Source organism: Bacillus paranthracis, from assembly GCF_024296885.1.
Taxonomy (GTDB): domain Bacteria; phylum Bacillota; class Bacilli; order Bacillales; family Bacillaceae_G; genus Bacillus_A; species Bacillus_A paranthracis.
On the sequence record NZ_CP101135.1, the window covers coordinates 3,156,437 to 3,178,925 of the forward strand.

A 22,489-nucleotide genomic window follows, 5' to 3' on the forward strand; every position below is an offset into this window, starting at 1 on the left:
ATAGAATAATAAAGTGCAACTTTAAGCAGCCCAACTCCCACCTAACTTCTTTACCCTAGCCAAATTTTGAGATGGGAGTTTTACTGCCCGCAATAGTGAGATAACTCCTTTTCACTTTAAAATGAATCTCCCACTTCTATATTTCTATTGATTCTTCTTTTCATTCCCTTGCTGGTGGCCTCTATTCTCTTGTTGAGATCCCCTACCATTATTTCCTTGCTCGTTCCCAACATTTTCTTTTTGGGATCCTCTTCCATTGTCACCTTGCTGGTTCCCATTATTTCCTTGTTGAGATCCCCTACCATTGTCACCTTGTTGATTCCCATTATTTCCTTGGGGTACTCTTCCGTTGTTTCCTTGCTGGTGCCCATTATTTCCTTGGGACCCTCTTCCGTTGTTTCCTTGCTGATTCCCATTATTTCCTTGGGACCCTCTCCCGTTATTTCCTTGCTGATTCCCATTATTCCCTTGCGATCCTCTTCCATTGTTCTCTTGCTGGTGCCCATTATTCCCTTGCGATCCTCTTCCGTTATTTCCTTGCTGATTTCCATTATTCCCTTGTTGGGATTCTCGACCGTTGTTTCCTTGCTGATTCCCATTATTTCCTTGTTGGGATTCCCTACCGTTATTCTCCTGCTTATTCCCTCTATTTTCTTGCTGAGATCCTCTACCATTGTTTTCTTTTATTTGCTTCGTTGGCTGTTCCTCTATTTTCTTTTGTTCTTTATGCTCTGGCTTCTCATATTTTTTGTCTTTTACAGAAGACAAATCTGGCGCTACATCAGGAGATGAATCCGGCTGCGATTGCCTCTCTTCTTCGTTTTCCACCGGATTAGACGGCGTGGCGGGCGGCGTAACCGATTTGTTCTTCTCATTCTCTTGCTTTATATAGACACCTGTGCCTATTCCAGCTTTTCTAGCATTCTCTCGTACTTGCATCGTGCTATTTTGATATTCGACTGTAATATGTTTTAGCTCATATTCTTTCTTTAATTCTTTCATTACCTTTTCCAACTTCGGTTCTAGCAACTTATCCTTTGCAATAGCGGTTAGCATAACTTGCTTATCATTCGTTAAATACTTATCCTCTTGACTCTGCTTTATAATTGTACGTATTACTTCTTGCAATTGTTTATTTTCCCATTGCTTTAATTCTTTTAAAATACGTCTTCCATCATCATTACAAGCTTGTAAATCTATAACGCGAAGATCCTTCGTTACGCTCACTTCTAAACTTGGATTTATATCAACTGAGACGTAAGCGAATACTTTTTCTTCCGGTTGGTTGTAGAAAAATAACAGCGCACATAGAAAACAAGCAACAAGTAAGGATGCCGGCTTTAAGAAATAAGGGATTGAAAAACGCGATGCTTTTTGTTCTTGCTCATCAAATGAAATTTCCTCTCCAATCATGCAAGAATCCCCTTTTCTTTTACACGTAATAAACTCTCCATTTGGCGTTAAAACAACTACGCTATGTTTTTTTATATCCATCACAATTCCTTTATTCATCATGCTTCCCTCCCCTTATATAATCAAGAATGTATGTATAGTTGTTTGCGAAGATAATACACATTGCAATGATATATTTTCTATGCCGTTCCAACGTTTTACGACTTACCCTAACACGCGGTTCAATATGTTTAAGCGGTAACTTTTTCTTCCGGAACAGCTCCTCCATCATTTCCTCTTCTTTTATAATCATCTTTACAATTTCTATTAAGTGTTCACGCGTATCACGATGCTTAGGAGATTCTTTAGCAAGCTCTGAAAATGTGATTTTAAACTCAGCTAACACACTTTGAAAATGGAGAATTTCTTCCTTACGGTTACCATTTTCTATTTCCTTCATATACTCCGTAAGCGATACTTGCATTTCTAACATTTCCTCTTGCTCATCTTCTTTTAAAAAGACAAGGTTATGCTTAGACTCCTTGCGTATATAGTCAATTACATCTCTTTTTATAAGAAGATCAGCAAACGCTAGAAAAGATTTCCCTTTTTTATAAGAATACTGTTCAATTGCTTCGTTAAACGCAAACAATCCAATACTATATTCATCATCCTGTTCTGTAATATATCGGCGGCAGACAGACGAGATTGATTTTCTAATAAACGGCTGATACTGTACGATAAAAGCTTCTTTATCTTCTTCATTATTTTGTATGTTACATACGATATCTTCTATTTTCGGTTTTCTTAAGATCTTCATTACTAAACTCAACACGGGTAATCTCTCTCCCTCCTTCTGCTTGAAATAGAAAAATGGTCACTAAACAAGTGACCATTCAACCACATTTTCTTTAGGCTTGTCTTCTTGTTGTTTATATTTTTCAAAACCAACTTTTCTATCGTTCTTACAGTTAGGCCTACATTTCACTCTACTTTCTTATTTTCTTCCGCTTGTTTTGCTTGCTCTGTTTCTATTTTATCTGCAATCCTTGCATAACTCTTCTCTATATCATTGGTAATTTCACCCTTTTATTTCGGATGCCCCACTTAATCTAGTAATTTTATTAACACGTCAATATTCTTTCATAATCAATTTTCTTCTATCTATTTTCTTCACTATACATATTCGGAGGAATACAAAGTTTTATGGGGGTCAAAAAATATTTTTTATAAAAAATACATATTTATTTCAAAAATAAAAACCATTGATTTGAAAAAGGGCTAATCAAATTGATGGTTTTCTTATCATATCTATTAAATTAAGTTAGGCTCTCATTATGTATAAAAAAATCTGCTGTTCTCCCTATTTCCTGCCGCTTTTCTCCATCGTTATCTTTCTTGATTATCATAATATGTCTTATCTGCATATTTTTGATCATTTCCTTTTAGATAAGCTAATATTACTTTTGGATTTTTAAGTAAAGCCCAGTCTCCATATGTATCAAATCTTCTGCATGAAGTTATCATGCCATTTTTAATGGTACCAAATTTCTTATTATTTCGTTTTCCCCATTCTTTTAAGCGTTTCGCGAAATCTGCATCCTCTGCCATAAGCATGTTTTCATTAAATCCGTTAATTGCCATAAAATCTTTTCTATAACACCAAAAAATCCCCACAGATATAGCTCCGTACTTAAAAAGTAAGGGAATTATAATTAGAATTGCAGAAAAGAATATTCCAAAAGACATTCTTTCGAACTTCCCATTCACCCCACCACCAATATATTTACCTGAAGATAAATATTTATCTACATTAGATAACAAAGACTCTGTCATTATCGTATCAGCATCTATAGTAACGATTATTTCTCCACTAGCTATTTCTGCCCCTGCATTTCGGATTTTAGATAAGTTTTTATCTTCATTTTTTAATGTAATACAATCATAAGATTTTGCTATTTCCTCTGTTTTATCTGTGCAACGATTTAAAACAACTATAACTTCCGTTTGCTCTTTATATGCCACTGATGCTTTTGCAATTGAATCCAAACATTTTCTAATGTACTTTTCTTCATTATGTGCAGGGATTATAATAGAAAACTTCACATCTTTTTGTAAATCGCTTCCTGAAGATTCGTTTATTTCAGTCATAATATTCCCCCTTATTTTAGATAAATATATGTTATACATAACATATATTAAAATTGATTAAGTTTTATTATAAAAAAGTACTTAAAACAATATAGACATATTATTTTAATTGTAATAGGGCTACTATTAAGCTAACAAAAATTGACGTTGCATAAGCTTAGCTTAATAGGGACGTGTTGGGGCCTCTATATAAAAAACCACAGTTTACACCCAAACTGTGGTTTTTTGACGTACAATGATTTATCAACTTCTGTTTTTAGTCTTAAAATCTGCAACAGAACCAGGATCCCTCCTGAAAGTATAAATTCCAAGGAGGGAATCCGTTTTTTTATTTACTTATATACGTACAGCTGTACCACTTACAGCAACCATTAACATTCCATCACGAACAACTTCGTAATCTACGTCAATACCAACGATAGCGTTCGCACCTTTTTGTTTTGCAAGTTCTTTCATTTCGTCCATTGCGATATCACGAGCTTCTTTTAGCTTACTTTCATAAGAACCAGCACGACCACCGACAACATCACGAACAGAAGCGAATAAATCGCGTACAATGTTGGCCCCCATAATAGCTTCACCATTTACAATATCAATATAGTCAATAATTTCTTTACCTTGAATTCCAGACGTTGTTGTTACAATCATGTTTGACACCCTCCTAATTTTTTATAATATTCAACTGCATGTGTCTCTCTATGACATATGCAATTAAATAAAAGGAATAAAATTGTTTAACATATGTATCGCTATAACATATGCAAGGGATCTATTAGAAATAAGATAAGCTGCAGTAAGCATCACCGCGCCAGGTAAATAGATAGCAATATCCGAAAGTTGATTTGAATGAAGACCTGCAAAAATTATAATCGAAACGATGGATGCAATAGCAGTACCAACATATTCCGAAAAACGATTTACTAATATATAACGAAATATAATTTCTTCAATTATTGGTCCTATAATCCCAAATACAAGTAATGTGAATATAATAGGCATCTCTGCGCCATTTGTAAGGATCTGTTCTTGGTTCTCTGGCTGACCTGTATTTAGAAAATGCATAATAGAATTTTCCACAATTATCATAAGTAAAACTACCATAGGAATGCTTACTATTTTCAAAATTGTTTTCTCTTTAAAATAAGTAAAACTTTCAATAATTTCTTTCCTAAAGAAAATGATTCCTACAATAGCAGGTACAGTCACACCGATGGCACTAAGAGCAAATTCTGATTCAACTAAATTACTGTTAGTTAAAAGGGATATGCCAAATAATATGAACAAGCCAATTTGAAGTAGTGCAAACAGTATATAAACTATTAGCATAATAAGTTCTTTTGTATTCGTTTTTATAAAGCTCACTTTATTACCCCCATAATGAAATTACTTAGAATCTTTGATTTTTCTTTCTGCATAACGTTCTCCTTCTAAATATACTTATATAAATTTCAGACCGGACGGTTCGGTCCGAAAACTAATGATACTATAAGTTTCTAGTTTTTTAAACCCCCTTTATAAATTATTTACAAAATCAAAACGGTAAAAAGCAAATAAATTTATATTTCAGCTTCTGATTTACAATCAAATTCCAGTACTCATTCATTATTAACAATTAATCTTTTATAGTATGAAGTGATACGACTTTTAACCGCAAGATCTCCTAATTAAACGAAGTGAAAATGAGAGTAGTTCAAACATTTTAGCTAAACATATTAATTAAAATTATATATAATACTCATATGTCGATACGGTAAAATTAGTTGCATGATATGACTGAATTAACCAACTGGTCATATTGTTTTTGACAGAAAATTCATTCGAATAGTATGGATAATACAGTTTGAGGTTTCCATCAGATAGGAATTGATAAGATATTTTTTGTTCCAAACTTATTTCTACTTACAAAAAAATCAAGAAAATAGAGGGTAAACATTACCTGGAATATTAAGCTCGTTTTTATTAGGAGGACTAGAAAGCATGACTAAAGTTGATACGGTAAAAGAAAAGATTATTGAAACATCTTTATATTTATTTAATACTAATGGGATAACTCGCACATCCATTCAGGATATAATGACAGCCACTGAACTACCGAAAGGATCTATTTATCGTAGATTCAAAAATAAAGAAGAAATTGTTCTTGCTGCCTACGACAAAAGTGGTGAGATTATGTGGAGTCATTTTCATAAAGCAATGGAAAATAAAAAGACAGCAATCGATAAAATCCTTGCAATTTTCCTTGTATATCAAGATGCAGCTAATAACCCCCCTATCGCTGGAGGCTGTCCATTGCTTAATAGCGCAATTGAAAGTACTGGAGTATTTCCAGAATTACAAAAAGCAGCAGCAAAAGGCTATGATGATACAGTAATGTTAATGGCTTCTCTCATAAAAGAAGGAATAGAGAAACAAGAACTTAAAGAAGAGATAAACATTATTTCGCTCGCTTCTTTCCTTGCCTCTTCAATGGAGGGCGCTATTATGGCAAGTCGTGTATCTAACGATAATATACACCATCATTATTTTATTGAACAAATAAAACATCATCTTTTCTCTTATTCTAAATAAGTGAGAACTTGCATTTCCTTTTTATAGACTTAAATTGAATACCCTTCCCATAAAAAGTATTTACTGTTTATGAGAAGGGTATTAGTTTTTTTGACGTTGTATATTATACATACTACCAATCTCTTTTTCACATACCTCTTCTTTTTACTTTAAAAAATATCCACTTTGGTTTCTCCATTTAAAGCATTACCTATCTCCTTTTCCCTATAGATGGACAAAATATTGGGCACTAAATGAACTTTCCCAGAAGTAAAGTTCTAAAAGTAACCTATCCATAAAGCTACTAAAACTACTACTAACAAAGCAAAACAAAATGTGATATTTCGAATCCACTTTTGTATATCATGAAAATACTTTTCTATAAATGCGGTATAAGTAGAAAGCATAAGAAATAGCACAATGAAAGTAAAGGATCCCAATTTATCGTTAAATTTTTCATTAGTAAATGTGCTTACATGGAGGAAAAGAAAAACAAATGTTACTATGGATAGCTCAAATAATCTTTTTTTATTCACTCCGCCACCACCTTACAATAATTACCTTTCATTCCAGTTTATCAGAACATAATGTGTAGTAGTATATGAATATTATACTCACGTCAAAAAGGCCAACAATTCAAGATTGTTAGCCTCCATATTCCATAATCGTGCATTTTAAAATACTACAAACGACTGGATTCTTCAACTTACACTATATTCTCTTTTAATTACAAAAAACGAACCCCGAATTGTTCCAGCTAATTTAGACTTCTGCCTAGCAAACTTAAATTTCTCTGCCAATTCTGTTGGTACCTCCATTCCATCAGAAAGCTTAAATCCAACAGCCCTCTTCTTCGGGTTATCCAATGTATACATGACGTTAATCACAAGACCATCTTCATAAAAGACGTATGCAAACTTAATATTTTCCACTTGAAAATACGATGTTTCTAAAGGTTTCGCCGCAAATTCAATATCACGTTCTTCCTTCAAAATGCGGTTCACATAATCAAGAGTCTTCTGGCTTGCACTAGCTGGTACAACTATAAATTCATGCTTGTATTTATTCATAAAGTAACGGGCTTCATGAGCACGTAAACCAGCTAGCGCTTCTACTATAGGTGAAGACTCTAAACCAACTGTAGTTACATTTTTAAAATCAACGATACAGGACAATTTCATCTCTCCTTTTAACTATTTACTTCCTAACAACCGGAATCCACATTTCACCAAACACTAAACCGTTTCTTTTCCCCATCTCAACCGTCGTATTTGGTCCACCAACATAAGCAAAATCTGTTGCTTCTCGTAAAGCCTGACCGAAGGCGATACCAGTAAGCTTATTACTTAGCTCTTCAGCTGTTTTGTCTTCCCCTTTTACTACTAAGTATTCTCCCTTAGGAAACTGAATCACTCTAGATTCTTCTTCTATTTGTGCTTCTGTCATGACGCCCGCATAATACATCATCTTGTTATTCACCGCTTCGCTCACAGAAAAAATGTAATCATTTGTAGCTAGAGCTTTTAAAGTATCCAACCTTCCATCTTCTTTAACAGCCGACCAAAAGTCTTCCTTTTCTTTTTTTATTCCAACAAAATCTGTATATTCACTCTTAATTTCAGTTCCAATACCTAACACAATAAAGCTATCTTTTTCTTCAATCGTATAATTTTTCATATTCAAAACCTTCCTTCTTTTAAAATGAATCAAATGATTTATCTTTTCATCTGATGAGTTTATAATAACTTTAAATCATGTCAAAAAATGATACTGTTTAGGAGAACCAAATGAAAAAAGTTGAACGGATTAATACAATTATGCGGTATATCAACAATCGCTCCCACTTTACAATTTCAGAAATCATACGAGAATTTAACATCTCTCGATCGACAGCTATTAGGGACATTAGAGAAATAGAAGCTATGGGCATGCCACTTGTTGCTGAAGTTGGGAGGACTGGGGGATATTTTGTTATGCATAACTCTATCCTGCCCGTTGTTCGCTTTACTGATAACGAAGTGAAAGCTCTTTTTATTGCCTTTATGGCTACAAGAAATCAACAACTTCCCTATTTAAAAAGTCGTCAATCTTTAGCCGAAAAACTGTTAGGACTCATCTCAGAAACCCAGCAAGATGATATCGTTCTTTTAAATCAACTCTTGCTGTTTGAAGGGACTAACCCATATAACCCTGATCTACTTGAGCTTTCTGACCTCCCTCACCCTATGTTAGAAAAACTCATCCAAATCCTTCTTTTGGATAGACATTTATTGATTTCCATTAAAGAAGAGAAAGAAATCAAGTCTTATTCCATTTATCTATTACACCTGTATCAAGAAAAAAGTCAATGGATCATTGAAGGTTTTGACTTAAAAGAAGAAAAGAAGAGAATGTTTCCTGTCGATCATCTCATCCATATCGAACCATACACGACGAAAAAAAAGCTAAATAAGAAAAAGATTTTAGAAAAACTAAGTAAGAAGGATGAAGTGATTAACCTTATACTTGAACTTGGTCCAAAAGCAATTGCCCAATTCAAAAAATACCACCCTTTCAAAATTTCAATATCTTATACAAATCCTTACCAATCCACAGCCATTTTAAAAACATTTATCAATGTTAACAATTCGGATGAAGTAACGGAAATAGTAAATTGGCTACTTTTCCTAGGGAAAGATATTACAATTAGGGAAATGCCTGAAGAAATACTAGAGAATTTACAAAAGCAATTGTGCTTTTACACTCCATAAGCAGTGAGCCATTGTCACTGGGTAGATATCCTTTTTTAATATCATTTTATTTACTACAGCGAGAGCACAACAAATAATAAAAGCACGGAAAATCTTTCCGTGCTTTTTCAAAGATATATATTATTTCGGACGATTTATTTCACTTACCCTAACTGACGTTTAAATGCTTTACTAGCGAAAAAGTAAGAGATGATCATGATCCCTACGCACCAAGCGAGCGCAATCCAAATATCGCTTCCAACAGATCCTTCATATAAAAGAGCACGAATCGCATTCACGATTGAAGTTACAGGCTGGTTTTCAGCAAATGCACGAACAATTTTCGGCATCGTTTCGGTAGGTACGAAGGCCGAACTAATAAATGGAAGAAAAACGAGTGGGTACGAATATGCTGTCGCCCCTTCCATAGACTTCGCTTTCAGCCCTGGAATGATAGCCAACCATGTTAGCGCTAACGTAAACATCCCTAGTATCCCAGCTACTCCAAGCCAATCTAGAATATTCGCACTGGAACGGAAACCCATTAAGAGCGCAACAAGAATAACAACTAAGATAGTAAGTACATTCGCAACAAGAGAGGTTAAAACGTGAGCCCACAATATCGATGAGCGCTTAATAGGCATCGTAATGAAACGTGCCATAAGCCCACTCTTTACATCCGTAAATAATCGTACAGAAGTGTAAGCGACACCAGATGCGATAGCCATTAGCAAAATTCCTGGCAATAAATAATTGACGTAGTTATCTGTTCCTGTTTGTATAGCCCCACCAAATACGTATACAAACAATAGCATCATCATAATCGGTGTAATCGCTACCGTAATAATTGTATCTGGACTACGCATAATATTGCGCATTAAGCGCCCAAGTAATACCCCTGTTTTGCTTTTCATTTACATCTCCTCCTTTTTGCCAATGATCGCAAGGAATATTTCTTCCAATGTAGGCTGCTTCTCGATATACTCCACTTTTGCTGGCGGGAACATCTCTTTCAGTTCAGTAAGAGTACCTGTCGTAATAATTTTTCCACCATGTAAAATAGCGATACGGTCAGCTAATTGTTCTGCTTCCTCTAAATACTGGGTTGTTAGTAAGATAGTTGTTCCTCCACCAGCAAGCTCTTTAACTGTATCCCACACTTCAATGCGCGCTTCAGGATCAAGCCCAGTCGTTGGTTCGTCAAGAAAAATAACTGCTGGCGCCCCGATCAAACTCATCGCGATATCAAGCCGGCGCTTCATCCCGCCTGAATACTGATCTGCCCTTTGATTGGCCGCATCTGTCAGGCTAAATCTATCAAGCAAATCGTCAGCCACTTGAGCAGGATTGGAAACACCACGTAACTTGGCAATCATGATTAAGTTTTCCCTCCCGGTAAGCATGCCGTCTAAAGCTGCAAATTGTCCTGTCAAACTGATACTTTGACGAACATGATCTGGTTGGCGCTTAATATCAAATCCGCAAATACTTCCTTCACCGCTATCTTGTTTCAGTAGCGTCGAAAGGATGTTAACCGTTGTCGTCTTTCCCGCTCCATTTGAGCCTAGCAGCGCGAAAATTTCTCCACGCTGCACCTCAAAATCCACTCCCTTTAAGACTTCTTTATCTCTAAAAGCTTTTTTTAACCCTTTTACAGAAATCGCTGCATTACTCATACTTTTTCCCCCTTATAAAATTAAATTACCTGCACCCTCTATTTAGTACCACTGATAATCTGTATTACTTAGTAGTGGTTTAAAAATATAACTGAATAGCGATGGCGTTAATTCACATTTATGACCAGCTAATCAGTCGGTATTACTTGTTGCATTTATTTTTTTCTCAATTTCTTCATAATACTTTCATTCAAATCTTCACGATACTTAGAAACATACGTTTTAGCGTTTGCCACTAGTTCGTCAGCAAAAGATGCCACATCTTCCCCAGTAATATCTAGCACTTGTCTGCCTTCCGCTGCACCAGCTTCAAACAAATCGATTAATTCGTACTGAATGTGCAGCATATCCATCCCGTTTCCGGTCGAAAAATTCCACATGTAGTTTTGAATTTTCTTAAACACAAACTGATAGTCCTCTGGCAGTGCTGCAACACGTGCCATCATCATTCTGTACTCTTTTTTATCACCAATTAATTTTTTGAATATTTCCAACATTTTATTTTCCTCCTTTTTTTATAAAGCAGAACCAGAAACTCTCCAAATATGAGCCGAAACATTTTATATTATGAGGCTAGTTTGACTTCAAGACGTTAATTTTTGACGATACAAAATCCCATTTTTTCCAAAACAATTCAAGTTCCTGACGTCCAGCTTCATTTAATGAATAAAACTTACGAGGCGGTCCCATATCTGATGGTTTCTTTTCAATATTCACAAGCTTTTTCTTCTCTAATCGTACGAGGATAGTATAGACTGTTCCTTCCACGACTTCTGTAAACCCAAGATCATTCAGGTGGCGAGTAATCTCATAACCATACGTTTCACGGCGACTAATGATTTCCAGCACACACCCTTCCAGTGAACCTTTCAACATTTCAGTTAAATTTTCCATGTTCTGATCCTCCTTTACCCCCTATTCTGTCTGACTTATATTCAGTATTACAGAGTACTAAGGCGAATTTTTACTGAATAGCTTTTGAGTAAAACTACACTATTCAGTATTACTTATTACAACTACATTGTATGACTAAGTAGCGGTACATGTCAACTGATTTTCAAATTTCTTCTAAAATCCGCTATTACCTATTACTTAGTGAAAATTTTTTTTAAGAAACAACACTACTCAGTATCACCTATTACAACTACATTGTATGACTGAGTAGTTGTAAATGTCAACTCGATTTTTATATTTTTCTAAAATCAACTATTACCCACCCCGATAAAAAAAGAAAATACCCCAAAACAATAATTCTATATTTTTGTTTTGGGGCGCTATAAGCTAGCTCTCCTTCTGAATAAGACCAATCATCCTCTTGTTACGATAACATCATATCCATATCTTCTGCTGCAGTTGTAATTAATTTCAAACCGAATGTTTCTTGTAATACATCGAGCACGCCAGCTGAAATAAATTCAGGCGCCTTTGGACCGATGCGAATATCTTGAATTCCAAGACTAAATAGCCCAAGCAAAATAGCAACCGCTTTTTGTTCAAACCAAGATAAGACAATGCTTATTGGCAATTCATTCACTTCGCATTGGAAAGCATCAGCTAAAGCAGCCGCTATTTTCACTGTAGAAATGGAATTATTACATTGTCCTAAGTCGATGTAGCGCGGAATCTCGGTACCAGGTACAACGCCGTAATCCACATCATTGAAGCGGAACTTTCCGCAAGAAGTCGTTAAAATCACTGTTTCAGGCGGAAGTGACGTTGCTAATTCACGATAATATTCTCCGCCTTTTCCTGGAGCATCACAACCTGCAATAACAAAGAAACGCTTAATCTTTCCTTCTTGTACTGCCTCAATAATTTCTGGGGCTAATGATAATACTGTATGATGATGGAACCCTGTTACTAACTGTTCATCCGATTCCATATGTACTTCTGGAAGTTCTAGCGCTTTTTGAATCAATGGTGCAAAATCATCATTTTCAATTTTTTCTACGCCCTCTAGGCCGGCAATATCATATGAATAAAATCGATCAGAGTATGATCCTTTAATTGGCATAACACAGTTCGTTGTCGCTAATATGGCACCTGTAAATTTTTCAAAAAGGCGTCTTTGATCATACCATGCCTTACCGATGTTTCCTTTTAAATGTTTATATTTTTTCAGCTGCGGATACCCGTGTGCTGGTAACATTTCCGAATGCGTATAAATATTAATTTCTTTTCCTTCTGTTTGTTTTAATAATTCTTCTAACGCAAATAAATTATGGCCTGTAACTACAATAGCTTTACCTTCTACACGGTTTTGTGTAATTTGAACAGGCTCTGGCACACCAAAATGATTCGTATGTGCCTCATCTAGCAACTCCATTACCCGTAAAGCTGATTTCCCAACTTTCATAGCCATATCAATATGTTCTTGTTCATTAAAATTAGAATTTGTTAATGTCATGTACAGTGCTTCTTGCGTCGTAGCATCTACAAAAGCATCCGTATACCCTAGCTGAGCAGCATGCGTACGATAAGCCGCAATTCCTTTTAACCCAAAAACAATCGTATCTTGTAAACTCGCAATCGTTTCATTCTTGCCACAAACACCCATTACTTTACATCCGCCTGTTGGGGTTTGCTCACATTGATAACAAAACATATCATCCCACCCTCTCCCAATCATTCATTACACCCTAAGCATAATATCCATTGAAAAAAAGTGATGTGATATCAATCACAATAATATATAAAGATTTGTGACAGTTCATATTGTTGACATAATATTTTTACTATATCCTGGCATTCATACTTGCACATGATTTATTTGCATCATATATCGGTACACTTTTAAGGAATACAAATATCCTATCCACCTAACATTTCACAAATTTTTCCTTACTAATGGTACAATTAAAGTTATGGAGGGACAATATGATGGTATATATGATGTTTTATTACGGAATACTGTTTCTTATACTTGGTATTGCAGTATTTCTGTTTATTATGGCTGGGGCACGAAAAATTAGGAATAAAAATCTTTCATTCGTATTGATCGGTTTAGGGATAAATATACTTGCAAGTCCAGTGGCACTTTTTATAGGGGGGATGGCAACAGATTCTCCATATAGTACTGCACTTGATTTTTGGAAAGGATTTTTCTTTATTCAAGGAATACCTCTTTTCTTACTACTTATAGCTTTCGTTTGGTGGTTTATTTGCCCGCCAAAAGTAACAGTTCAAACGAGTATTGAAAAAGAACTTGAACAAAATAGTAAAAGCACTCAGAAAAAAAGGACACGAGGTCGTCCAATTACTGCCTTACGTATTGTAATTCCAATTATTTTAGTAGTAGGCTGTTTGTCTTACATTTTGTATTTACAGGACATTACACTTAAAAAAAGTCATTCTCCAAATAATAAAAATACGATTAAAGTAGTGAAAATAGATTCAGACTCTTCTCATGGTTCCTCTCCTGTCAGAATTAAATACGGCTTATGGGAACATTTTGACATAAGTATTGCAAATGAGGGAGAACGCCTCGATTCCTCAAACGTTTTCGTAGATTGGAAAAACGATTATGAAGCAACAATAACACTACGAGGCAAAGAATCCGTACCTGAAGTTGTGGAATTTAATGTATCAAATAAATCTAATGGTCCTGTTTTTAAGAAGGTACAAAAAATGGTCAGTTCCTTTACCTTTCAAAAAAGTGAATCTCCAAATTTAATAAATATTATCGAGCTTAGAGAAACAATAAAATCAAAAGGACCAAGTCCCAGTTCAACTGTAAGAATCTATTATGGGAAAAGAGGTAGCATTTTAGAAAAATATAAAGAGGTCACTCTTAAGGAAATGTATACGACAGATAACTTTAATATCAATTGGAGAAACGATGAACAAGTACAGGTAGAAGTATTAGAGGAAAATGTAGTAACAGCTACCATCGTGATTGATTTGTCAAAATGAATTTATTTTTCACATGTTATAACTGTGTTCTATCCGGCACACGAGAGATACATAGCATTTATAAATGAATAGATTTACAGACATGATGAACCGCCCCTTTCTTTACAATACATTTACATTACCTTAACATTGTTTACATTATTTATATGATATATTTATATAGAATCTACTTAATAAATTTCATGTACATTGTTATCTTTATAATCTCTGATTTAATTGATAAGAGATTATGTTATATTTTTTATACCAGGGGTGAATGAGGATGACTGAAACTTTAAAAACACTTATTATGCTTGATGCTACTTACGTTGTTATCGCAATTATGACGGTACTGGTATTTGTATACTTGGAATTAAAATCTCAGTAACGTATGCGGACTTCGCATTTAAATATAGTTAGAAGAAAGCGAGGAGAAAATTGTTTCTCCTCGCTTTTTTTATTTCAACAAATCCAATGTATGTAAAAGTAATCCTCTATCCCCTACTTCTCCATGACCAGGCACTACTAAATTTATATTTCCATATCGCTTCAGCACATTTTCAATCGATGTGGACCATTCATTTACATACGCATCAGCAACGTTTCCTAAATCTTTCGAGGACGCAGATTTAACTAAACAGCCTCCAGCTAAAATTTGATATTGTGGCAACCAAACAACAATATTATCTTCTGTATGTCCCTTCCCTGGATAAAATGTTTCTACTTTCATATTTCCAAACTTCAAATTTGTAACGCTTTGTAAGTCTCCAAGTGGTTCTTCATATCCATTTTTCTTTGCTAATTCCGCAGTTAACGCTGTACTATGCGCTTTAATGCCCCTTTCTTTCAATGTTTTCATTCCACCAATTCGATCAGCGTGTGCATGTGTAATAATGACATCTGTTACGCGCTTCTTAAATTTCTTTTCTACCATCTCTATTAATTCCTTCGTTAACTTATCATCCCAAGAAGAATCGACAAGTACTAACCCTTTAGAAGTATTAAGGACTAAACCGTTCGAAGGAACTGCTTCTCCGCTAAAATAACCTAACTCCGTATGAACCCATACATTTTTGTTTAACTGAGAAATCGAAATAGTTCCTGTCTCATTTTTTATTACTTTATGCTCTACCGTTCGTTCTGCTTGTACAGAAGAAATTGTACTAACAAATGGAGTTATTCCTAGTAAACTAACACATACCCCTAATTTTAATAATGTATTTTTCATTTTCTCCACCCTTTCTTTCAAACGAAATAGTTATTACCTATAATAGACAATTCACCTTCAGTGTTTGTTCCATCTTTTCTTACATATTTTTTTCATACCATTAATAAAAAGCGCACAAAATTTTGTACGCTTTTTAACTTCCCTTTTACCATTCACGTTTTTTATTAATCATCATTTTTTCTTCAAATGCCTTCTCCAAATCAATTTCTAACTTGTTTGCTAAATCACATATATTCCAAATGACATCAAACATTTCTAAACCGATTTCTCTTTTTGCATCTTGTATTTTATCGCGCTTTAATATAACTTCCGCTAATTCCCCTAATTCCGCCATTGTATACATTGTACGCTCTTCAATTGTTGTATCTTGAAATCCTTTTTCTTCACTGAAATTTGATACATATCTCTGGAATTCCACAATATTCATACTTAATCCCCCTTCATGATACATACTCCATTTTCTATTACACTTATATTTTGTTAAATTATAACATTCATATTATAATTGATTTATAGCCCTTTAACGGAGGTGTTCTCAATGACTCTCTTCGCTTCCCCATCATTATTCATACTAGCAATCATTTCATTTGCACTAGCTTATTTCATCGGAGTAAAACAATACACTTGGCTCTTATCAGGATTCAATGAACGCCGCGTGCTTGATAAAGTGAAGTTATCAAAAATAGTTGGTCTTTATAATTTAACTGCTGGTGTTATTACCACAATTGGTAGCGTCTTCCTTACTCCTAATGTAAAAATCTTATTTCCTATCATTATAATTGGACACTTTATAATCGCTGCTTATGTAAATACACGCATGGTGCAGTGAAAAAAGATCACCCACACGGATGATCTTCTTATAATTTATCAACATATTGCTTCGCTTCTAGTAAAGAAAAACCAAAAGCTTCTCTTACTCTCTTAACTGCTGTAACTGTTTTTCCTTCTTCCATAAGCTGCCGCAACTCTTTATTAATTTCCGGTTCTCTATCTACAATTCCCATTTCTTTCGTAATTAGCTGTAACCTATCTTCCATTCGCTTTAAACGCGCATCCGTTTTCTTTTCAATTTTATTTAACTTTTCGACGATATAAATAAACCCAAAGATCGCTATCGGTATGATCATCCAAAATTCCATGACTATTCCTCCTCACTAGCTTTCATTTGTTTTATTTCACTAACTTATGTAAATTTTACCACGAAACACATTTAATGTATAATAGTAATATACAACACTATTGATAAACCTTTTATTTCAGGGGGACACTTTATGAAAAGATTTTTTAAGACGTTACTACAATTTGTAGTTCTTTCAATTACACTACATGTATTATTTGATATCGTTGGCTGGCTTGTTTTCAATGCTCCAATTCAAAACAAACAAAGTATTATTTCCTTACTAACAATCTCATGGCTAATGTACATGTACCGCGATAAATTTTTTAAAACATTCACTTCGAATTAACTAAAACACTTCATCTTTGATCGATGAAGTGTTTCTTTTTCTCTCATTCTCTCTATTTACTACTGTATAATAGAACTAACATTCTGTCTTTTTCGACGAAAGGAGTCACTATGAAATTAAAAAGTAACAATATATACGAGAAAATGAACCAATATTCCGTTGTAGGTTTAAGTCTTGCTGTTATACACGACGGCAAACTAAATGAAACAGCTGCTTTCGGAACACTTGAATCTGGAACAACTAGAACTGTTACTACAGATTCCATATTCAATTCTTGTTCTATTAGCAAATTTATCACCACAATTCTCGTACTAACATTATCCGATCAGAAAATCGTACATTTAGATGAAGACGTAAATGATAGACTCACATCTTGGAACATCCCTACTAATCTATTTACTTCACAGAAAAAAGTCACATTGCGAAACTTGTTAAGTCACCAATCCGGAATCATTGACCCACCTAATAGTTTTGAACATTATACACTTGCACATGGGCAACCAAGCATGTCTAAACTCCTTGCCGGTAAAACACCATATTGCTCCGTACCGATAGAAGTAACTTATAAACCAGAAAGCGAATTTCACTACTCGGATGCAAACTTTTGTATAATCGAAATACTACTTGAAGATATAACTGGAAAGCCATTCAACCTTTTACTAGAAGAATATATATTTCAACCACTGCAAATGGAGAATAGTACAATCTTCTCTCCTGAAGACATAGATAAAACCGATGCTTTTGCTTGCGGACATAATAAAGATGGCACCGTTACAAATGAGAAGTATCCATTTTATCCATTCGCAGCTTCTTCAGGTATTTGGACAACACCAACTGACTTATCAGCTTTAGTTATTGAAATCATTCATTCCTTACAAGGAAAGGGTAAACTAAAACTTTCTCAAAAAACAGTACAAGATATGATTTCTCCTCAAGGTTGCTCAAAATGGACGGGACTAGGTGTTTTTCTGGATGATTCAAATGAAGACTTACAAATATATTCACTCGGATGGGGCGTGGGATTTCAATGTATGCTAGTATGCTATCCATACCGAGGTAAGGGTACTATTATAATGACGAACGCAGACTTAGGTGTTCATCAAATGGAAGGGATTATTGGTGAGATTTTAAAAACGTTATCCTTATAATGAAAAAGAAAGAAGCTGTTCCTTTCAGCTTCTTTCTTATATAACATTTTTCGCAACAATTTTTATATGTTCTGGTGCAATAATCTCCGTTATACTTTCTTGGAAATCTTCCTGCAACATTTCTTCAATATGTTCTAGCTGCACTTCAACATGTGTGCATTCTAAATTATGTATATTTAAAAGTGCATAATGATCTTTTTTCTTTATTACTAAATATTGATTTTCTTCTGTTACAAGTACAGAACCTAATCGTACTCCTAGTAGGCGTTGATCATCAAACTTCACAGCCATCCCCCCTTACTTTATATGTAATAAAATAACATTTTATGTAATCTATTCTTTATAAACTATATCACAATTTATTAAAATATAAATATCATTTTGCTTTTTACTAAAAAACCCCTATTCTTTTATATATTTCGATACAAAAAACTTTCTCAACACGAAATTAGAATTTTCAGTTTTTATTCTTATGAAAATCAATTATAATAAAGTCAATAAATGTTTGACCTCTCCTAATTCATGTACATATGGATGATCAGTAGTCGCTGCTACTGATCTATTTTTTTGATTTCAGAAAGTAAATACGCCGCATCCTTTCCTACACCACAAATAAGTGCAGAACCTCTTTGAGACTGCCATGGCAAGCCGATATAATATAATCCTCTTACTGGACTTATTCCTTTTACATGATTAGGCAATCCATTCTCATCCACTGCCTTTTCTATTTCAATCCAGTTATAGTTCTGAATAAAGCCTGTTGACCATATAATGCTTTCTGCACTATATGTTTCACCGTTCTGAAACATAATGTTATTTTCTGATGCACTTACTACTTTTTCTTGTAGTTGTATTGATCCATTACGAATGAGTTCCTTACCTTCAAATCCAAAAATGGGATCCTTTCTCTTTTGAAACCATTTCCCCCTCTTTGTATTTACTTCGGCGTACAATAAACCCAATTTTTCTAACCAATTGAAAATACTTTTTCTAAAAAGATGTAACGGTAAATACGTTAAAGGATGACTAATAGACAGTGTAACTTCATGAGTTTTTGCCAGTTCTACTGCAATTTGCATTCCTGAATTCCCGCCACCTACTACGAGTACTTTCTCCTTAGGAATTTGTGATGGTGATTTATATTGTGATGAATGTATTTGAAAAACATGTGATGATAGATTTGCTGAAACTGAGGGAATAAACGGTTGCTGAAAACCACCTGTTGCGATAATAACTTTTTTCGTTTGTAAAATTTCTGTAGGGGTATGTAATTCAAATATATCTCTTTCTTTCTTTATTTTAAAAACTTTAGTTTGCAATTGGATCGGTAATTGAAAATGTCTTGCATATTCTTCTAAATACGTTGCAATTTCATCTTTATATGGAAATTCATTTTTTTCATCTATTAACGCCATACCTGGTAAACTACTGTAAGACCGCGGAGTAAAAAGCTGTAAAGAATCATATCGATTTCTCCATGAATCACCAACTCGGTTTCCTGCCTCAAGTAATAAAAAATTATACCCTTCTTGTTTCAAGTAATATCCCATTGTTAATCCAGCTTGACCCGCTCCAATAATAATTAGGTCTTTCATTCTAATCCCTCCTTTTCTCAAATATATGAATACTTGTTCATATATTCATACGTTTCCATAATCATAACATTTTATTTTTATATAATTCAATATGTACTCAAAATAAAAAAGAGCAGTTTACCATAAAGTAAGCTCCCCTTCATTCTATCTTCCCAGTCTTTATCGCCTGTGCCCAATCATGCCTTTCATGTTGAGTAGCTAACCGAGCAGCTTCTTCCCAATTATACGGAACTGAAATTTGTTCAATTATCCATTCTCCCAAAACCTCTTCTATCACTACATATTTTGCATGCGGAGTTCCTGATTCCATTTTATGCATAACAGGTAACTCATCTTTGTATGCTGGAAGTCCTACACTCCCCGGATTTATAACGATTTTTTCGTTTGCTAAATATACAACTCTAGGAATGTGCGTATGACCGCATACTATTATTTTTTGCTCAATATTTTGGAGTTGATCCATTATATTTTTTTCATTCTTTAATATCGCACCATTTTCATTCATCTCTTCTAACAAATACACTTCATCTGAAATTGGCGTACCATGACAACATAACATATCTTCTATAATAAATTGTGACGGATGTTGTTGTAACCAATCTATATGATTTTTTGTTAATTGATTTTGGACAAAAGTTAGTGTAGCCGACTGCTCTTGTATAGGTTCCCAAAGCATGCGATCACAGTTTCCCTTAATATGTACCATCTCGTTCTTCATTAATATTTCAATGGTTCCTAAAGGATCTAATGGCCCATACACGCTATCCCCTAAATTTATTATCATTTCGGCCTTACGACGTGCAATATCTTTTAATACTGCTTGTAAAGCGTGACTATTTCCGTGAACATCTGAAATGATTGCTATTTTCATCTAAATCCCCACTTTACTATATTATTTATAAACATCTGCCGCCAATTCTCTCAAAACATCCACATTCACTACTTCAAAGCATCCATTGTTTTTCTTTATAATCTCTTTATCACAAAAAACATTTAATGTGCGCAACAAATGCCGATAGCTCGTTCCTAACAATTCCGCTGTTTCCGTTAAATTCCCACTAAATACAATTCTATTTCCGTGCTGTACTGCCCGTTCTCCTGCTGCTAACATGTAACTCGCAAGTCTATTTTCAAGAGGATATAGTAAATTAATTGTACTATTTTTTGAAAGCCGATTTAACTTATGCGCTAACGATCCGCAAATACATCGTAAAAATTTCGCATCATGAAATAGTTGATTTCTCACTTTCCCTAAAGGCAAACCAACACAATATGAATCTGCCATCACTTGTACGTTTGAAGTTGTCTTTTGAGAATGAATTAACTCCACATCTCCTAACAGCTGCAAGCTATCATAAAAGCATAATAATACAGATTTCCCGTTACTTAATGTATTAAACGCTTTCGCTTTTCCTTCAACGAAGAAAAATAAATAATCTATCTCTTCATTTTCTCTACAAATAAACTCATTCTTCTTAAAAAATATAAGTTCCATATATGGTTTCATATCATTACTAAAAAATGAGTCAATATTATTTTGTTTCATATACTCTGCTAATTTAATAGAATTACATATTTTCTTCATAGTTCCCCCGCCTTTGCAACTACTCCCCATTGTAATCAAAATTTTCTCCTTCCACTATGACATATGTCATAGTAATACACAATTTCAGCATGATACAGTCATTACAAATATGAAATACAAAGGGGATATTACATTGTATAACTTTCTTTCTGTCTTTATTGGTGTGCTCATCGCCGTTATGCTCCCATTGAATGGGATTTTATCTGAGTTAATCGGCAAGTATACAGCAAGTATCGTCATTCACCTTGTCGGTTTAATTGCAGTTATTTTCGTTTTAATTATAAACAAACATAAAATCCATTTTGATAAAAGTATTTCACTTTTTTTATATAGCGCTGGAGCGATTGGAGTATTCACTGTTCTTTTTAACAATATAAGCTTCTCCGTCCTTGGTGCCTCTATTACGATCGCATTAAGTTTACTCGGTCAATCCATTGCTTCCATCGTTATTGATCATTTCGGTTTATTAGGAATGAAAGTTGCAAAGTTTGAAAAGAAAAAACTAATTGGATTATGTTTCATCTCTTCTGGAATTATAATCATGACAATTTATTAATGGAGGCAAGAAAATGTTATATATTACAATCGCTATTTTAGCTGGTGTTTCTATCGTTGTTGCTAGAATTATTAACGCGAATTTAGCAAAGAAAATTGGCAATTGGGAAGGCACGTTTTTTAATTATATTACTGGCTTATTTTTCTCTATGTTATTTTTAATGTTCAGTTCAGATTCATTTTACATTCCAATGCATACGTTACAGTCCATTCCTATCGCTGTATATTTAGGCGGATTAGTAGGCGTTATCGTTATTTCATTATCGAACTATATTACTCCTAAAATATCAGCATTTTATTTAACGTTACTCATCTTTATCGGACAATTATTTGCAGGAACTATCATTGATTTCTTCCTAACAAATGAACTCTCAACTGGAAAGATTATCGGAGGTGTTTTCGTATTAATTGGGCTTACTTACAATTTACTCGTTGATCGCCCAATAAAAACAGTGAAACATAACCACGTTCAACTATAATACTTTATGCTTACCTATCATATATTAATAGAAAAGCTCTTCATACG

General features: G+C 34.2%; 28 protein-coding genes. 8 read left to right on the plus strand and 20 right to left on the minus strand.

Going from position 1 to position 22,489, the window contains the following annotated elements; translation table 11 throughout:
- Positions 1 to 144: 144 nt before the first annotated feature.
- The 5 genes from rsgI to NLJ82_RS16205 all read right to left on the minus strand — a co-directional run bounded on the left by rsgI (position 145) and on the right by NLJ82_RS16205 (position 4,905).
- Complete coding sequence (gene rsgI, locus NLJ82_RS16185) at positions 145 to 1,515, minus strand: anti-sigma-I factor RsgI (protein ID WP_254754519.1); 1,371 nt, start codon at positions 1,513 to 1,515, stop codon at positions 145 to 147.
- A complete protein-coding gene (gene sigI / locus NLJ82_RS16190) occupies positions 1,505 to 2,227 on the minus strand; it encodes an RNA polymerase sigma factor SigI (protein WP_013246469.1) in 723 nt (240 codons plus the stop codon). Before sigI ends, rsgI begins: the two co-directional genes overlap by 11 nt.
- A gap of 554 nt (positions 2,228 to 2,781) precedes the next feature.
- Positions 2,782 to 3,543 carry a glycosyltransferase family 2 protein gene (locus NLJ82_RS16195; RefSeq protein ID WP_000136100.1) on the minus strand — a complete coding sequence of 254 codons (762 nt, stop codon included), beginning with the start codon at positions 3,541 to 3,543 and terminating at the stop codon, positions 2,782 to 2,784.
- 336 nt (positions 3,544 to 3,879) lie between these two features.
- Positions 3,880 to 4,191, minus strand: a complete 312-nt coding sequence (locus NLJ82_RS16200; protein ID WP_000637502.1) for a YbjQ family protein — start codon at positions 4,189 to 4,191, stop codon at positions 3,880 to 3,882.
- A 63-nt stretch (positions 4,192 to 4,254) separates the two neighbouring features.
- Positions 4,255 to 4,905: a CPBP family glutamic-type intramembrane protease gene (locus NLJ82_RS16205; RefSeq protein WP_000008259.1), complete on the minus strand. Its 651-nt coding sequence runs from the start codon at positions 4,903 to 4,905 to the stop codon at positions 4,255 to 4,257.
- 615 nt (positions 4,906 to 5,520) lie between these two features.
- On the opposite strand from NLJ82_RS16205, the gene NLJ82_RS16210 reads away from it, so the two are divergent.
- Positions 5,521 to 6,111 (plus strand): TetR/AcrR family transcriptional regulator, encoded by a 591-nt coding sequence (locus tag NLJ82_RS16210; protein WP_000169674.1) that lies wholly within the window; start codon positions 5,521 to 5,523, stop codon positions 6,109 to 6,111.
- A gap of 257 nt (positions 6,112 to 6,368) precedes the next feature.
- Here NLJ82_RS16210 and NLJ82_RS16215 read toward each other — a convergent pair whose 3' ends face one another.
- The 3 genes from NLJ82_RS16215 to NLJ82_RS16225 form a co-directional block, all read right to left on the minus strand.
- Positions 6,369 to 6,626, minus strand: coding sequence for a DUF3963 domain-containing protein (locus NLJ82_RS16215; RefSeq protein WP_001036219.1), 258 nt, complete (start codon positions 6,624 to 6,626; stop codon positions 6,369 to 6,371).
- Between the two features lie 165 nt (positions 6,627 to 6,791).
- Positions 6,792 to 7,265: a DUF8821 family protein gene (locus NLJ82_RS16220; protein WP_001277655.1), complete on the minus strand. Its 474-nt coding sequence runs from the start codon at positions 7,263 to 7,265 to the stop codon at positions 6,792 to 6,794.
- 22 nt (positions 7,266 to 7,287) lie between these two features.
- Positions 7,288 to 7,767: a GyrI-like domain-containing protein gene (locus tag NLJ82_RS16225; RefSeq protein ID WP_000801047.1), complete on the minus strand. Its 480-nt coding sequence runs from the start codon at positions 7,765 to 7,767 to the stop codon at positions 7,288 to 7,290.
- A gap of 110 nt (positions 7,768 to 7,877) precedes the next feature.
- Between NLJ82_RS16225 and NLJ82_RS16230 the strand changes: the two genes are divergently transcribed.
- Positions 7,878 to 8,840: a helix-turn-helix transcriptional regulator gene (locus tag NLJ82_RS16230; protein ID WP_000755048.1), complete on the plus strand. Its 963-nt coding sequence runs from the start codon at positions 7,878 to 7,880 to the stop codon at positions 8,838 to 8,840.
- A 143-nt stretch (positions 8,841 to 8,983) separates the two neighbouring features.
- On the opposite strand, the gene NLJ82_RS16235 is transcribed toward NLJ82_RS16230, so the two are convergent.
- The 5 genes from NLJ82_RS16235 to hcp all read right to left on the minus strand — a co-directional run bounded on the left by NLJ82_RS16235 (position 8,984) and on the right by hcp (position 13,100).
- Positions 8,984 to 9,733 carry an ABC transporter permease gene (locus NLJ82_RS16235; protein WP_000837823.1) on the minus strand — a complete coding sequence of 250 codons (750 nt, stop codon included), beginning with the start codon at positions 9,731 to 9,733 and terminating at the stop codon, positions 8,984 to 8,986.
- On the minus strand, positions 9,734 to 10,495 hold the full coding sequence (locus NLJ82_RS16240) for an ABC transporter ATP-binding protein (protein ID WP_000063321.1): 762 nt from the start codon (positions 10,493 to 10,495) through the stop codon (positions 9,734 to 9,736).
- A gap of 155 nt (positions 10,496 to 10,650) precedes the next feature.
- Positions 10,651 to 10,992, minus strand: a complete 342-nt coding sequence (locus tag NLJ82_RS16245; protein WP_000889650.1) for a DUF1048 domain-containing protein — start codon at positions 10,990 to 10,992, stop codon at positions 10,651 to 10,653.
- A gap of 76 nt (positions 10,993 to 11,068) precedes the next feature.
- Positions 11,069 to 11,389 carry a PadR family transcriptional regulator gene (locus NLJ82_RS16250; protein WP_000429483.1) on the minus strand — a complete coding sequence of 107 codons (321 nt, stop codon included), beginning with the start codon at positions 11,387 to 11,389 and terminating at the stop codon, positions 11,069 to 11,071.
- A gap of 424 nt (positions 11,390 to 11,813) precedes the next feature.
- Positions 11,814 to 13,100, minus strand: coding sequence for a hydroxylamine reductase (gene hcp / locus NLJ82_RS16255; protein WP_012644507.1), 1,287 nt, complete (start codon positions 13,098 to 13,100; stop codon positions 11,814 to 11,816).
- A 275-nt stretch (positions 13,101 to 13,375) separates the two neighbouring features.
- Between hcp and NLJ82_RS16260 the strand changes: the two genes are divergently transcribed.
- Positions 13,376 to 14,407, plus strand: coding sequence for a hypothetical protein (locus tag NLJ82_RS16260; RefSeq protein ID WP_041185228.1), 1,032 nt, complete (start codon positions 13,376 to 13,378; stop codon positions 14,405 to 14,407).
- 436 nt (positions 14,408 to 14,843) lie between these two features.
- Here the strand turns inward: NLJ82_RS16260 and bla2 are convergent, their stop codons facing one another.
- Positions 14,844 to 15,614: a BcII family subclass B1 metallo-beta-lactamase gene (gene bla2 / locus NLJ82_RS16265; protein WP_000799232.1), complete on the minus strand. Its 771-nt coding sequence runs from the start codon at positions 15,612 to 15,614 to the stop codon at positions 14,844 to 14,846.
- A gap of 145 nt (positions 15,615 to 15,759) precedes the next feature.
- Positions 15,760 to 16,041: a MazG nucleotide pyrophosphohydrolase domain-containing protein gene (locus NLJ82_RS16270; RefSeq protein WP_001028126.1), complete on the minus strand. Its 282-nt coding sequence runs from the start codon at positions 16,039 to 16,041 to the stop codon at positions 15,760 to 15,762.
- A 111-nt stretch (positions 16,042 to 16,152) separates the two neighbouring features.
- On the opposite strand from NLJ82_RS16270, the gene NLJ82_RS16275 reads away from it, so the two are divergent.
- Positions 16,153 to 16,443 carry a DUF3784 domain-containing protein gene (locus tag NLJ82_RS16275; RefSeq protein ID WP_000171753.1) on the plus strand — a complete coding sequence of 97 codons (291 nt, stop codon included), beginning with the start codon at positions 16,153 to 16,155 and terminating at the stop codon, positions 16,441 to 16,443.
- Positions 16,444 to 16,471: 28 nt separating this feature from the next.
- Here NLJ82_RS16275 and NLJ82_RS16280 read toward each other — a convergent pair whose 3' ends face one another.
- Positions 16,472 to 16,753 carry a hypothetical protein gene (locus NLJ82_RS16280; RefSeq protein WP_000397700.1) on the minus strand — a complete coding sequence of 94 codons (282 nt, stop codon included), beginning with the start codon at positions 16,751 to 16,753 and terminating at the stop codon, positions 16,472 to 16,474.
- Between the two features lie 132 nt (positions 16,754 to 16,885).
- On the opposite strand from NLJ82_RS16280, the gene NLJ82_RS16285 reads away from it, so the two are divergent.
- Positions 16,886 to 17,080: a hypothetical protein gene (locus NLJ82_RS16285; protein ID WP_000819251.1), complete on the plus strand. Its 195-nt coding sequence runs from the start codon at positions 16,886 to 16,888 to the stop codon at positions 17,078 to 17,080.
- Positions 17,081 to 17,190: 110 nt separating this feature from the next.
- Positions 17,191 to 18,228 (plus strand): serine hydrolase domain-containing protein, encoded by a 1,038-nt coding sequence (locus NLJ82_RS16290; protein WP_000769752.1) that lies wholly within the window; start codon positions 17,191 to 17,193, stop codon positions 18,226 to 18,228.
- A 36-nt stretch (positions 18,229 to 18,264) separates the two neighbouring features.
- On the opposite strand, the gene NLJ82_RS16295 is transcribed toward NLJ82_RS16290, so the two are convergent.
- The 4 genes from NLJ82_RS16295 to yeiL form a co-directional block, all read right to left on the minus strand.
- A complete protein-coding gene (locus tag NLJ82_RS16295) occupies positions 18,265 to 18,513 on the minus strand; it encodes a hypothetical protein (protein WP_000666946.1) in 249 nt (82 codons plus the stop codon).
- 266 nt (positions 18,514 to 18,779) lie between these two features.
- On the minus strand, positions 18,780 to 19,823 hold the full coding sequence (locus tag NLJ82_RS16300) for a flavin-containing monooxygenase (RefSeq protein WP_000653889.1): 1,044 nt from the start codon (positions 19,821 to 19,823) through the stop codon (positions 18,780 to 18,782).
- A 139-nt stretch (positions 19,824 to 19,962) separates the two neighbouring features.
- Entirely contained in the window at positions 19,963 to 20,694 is a 732-nt protein-coding gene (locus NLJ82_RS16305) for a metallophosphoesterase family protein (RefSeq protein ID WP_000684261.1), read from the minus strand.
- Positions 20,695 to 20,715: 21 nt separating this feature from the next.
- The gene (gene yeiL, locus NLJ82_RS16310; RefSeq protein WP_012644508.1) at positions 20,716 to 21,408 is read right to left on the minus strand and encodes a transcriptional regulator YeiL; all 693 of its coding nucleotides are present in this window, start codon (positions 21,406 to 21,408) and stop codon (positions 20,716 to 20,718) included.
- 109 nt (positions 21,409 to 21,517) lie between these two features.
- On the opposite strand from yeiL, the gene NLJ82_RS16315 reads away from it, so the two are divergent.
- On the plus strand, positions 21,518 to 21,964 hold the full coding sequence (locus NLJ82_RS16315) for a DMT family transporter (RefSeq protein WP_041185184.1): 447 nt from the start codon (positions 21,518 to 21,520) through the stop codon (positions 21,962 to 21,964).
- A gap of 13 nt (positions 21,965 to 21,977) precedes the next feature.
- On the plus strand, positions 21,978 to 22,442 hold the full coding sequence (locus NLJ82_RS16320) for a DMT family transporter (protein ID WP_000965819.1): 465 nt from the start codon (positions 21,978 to 21,980) through the stop codon (positions 22,440 to 22,442).
- The last annotated feature ends 47 nt before the right edge of the window (positions 22,443 to 22,489 follow it).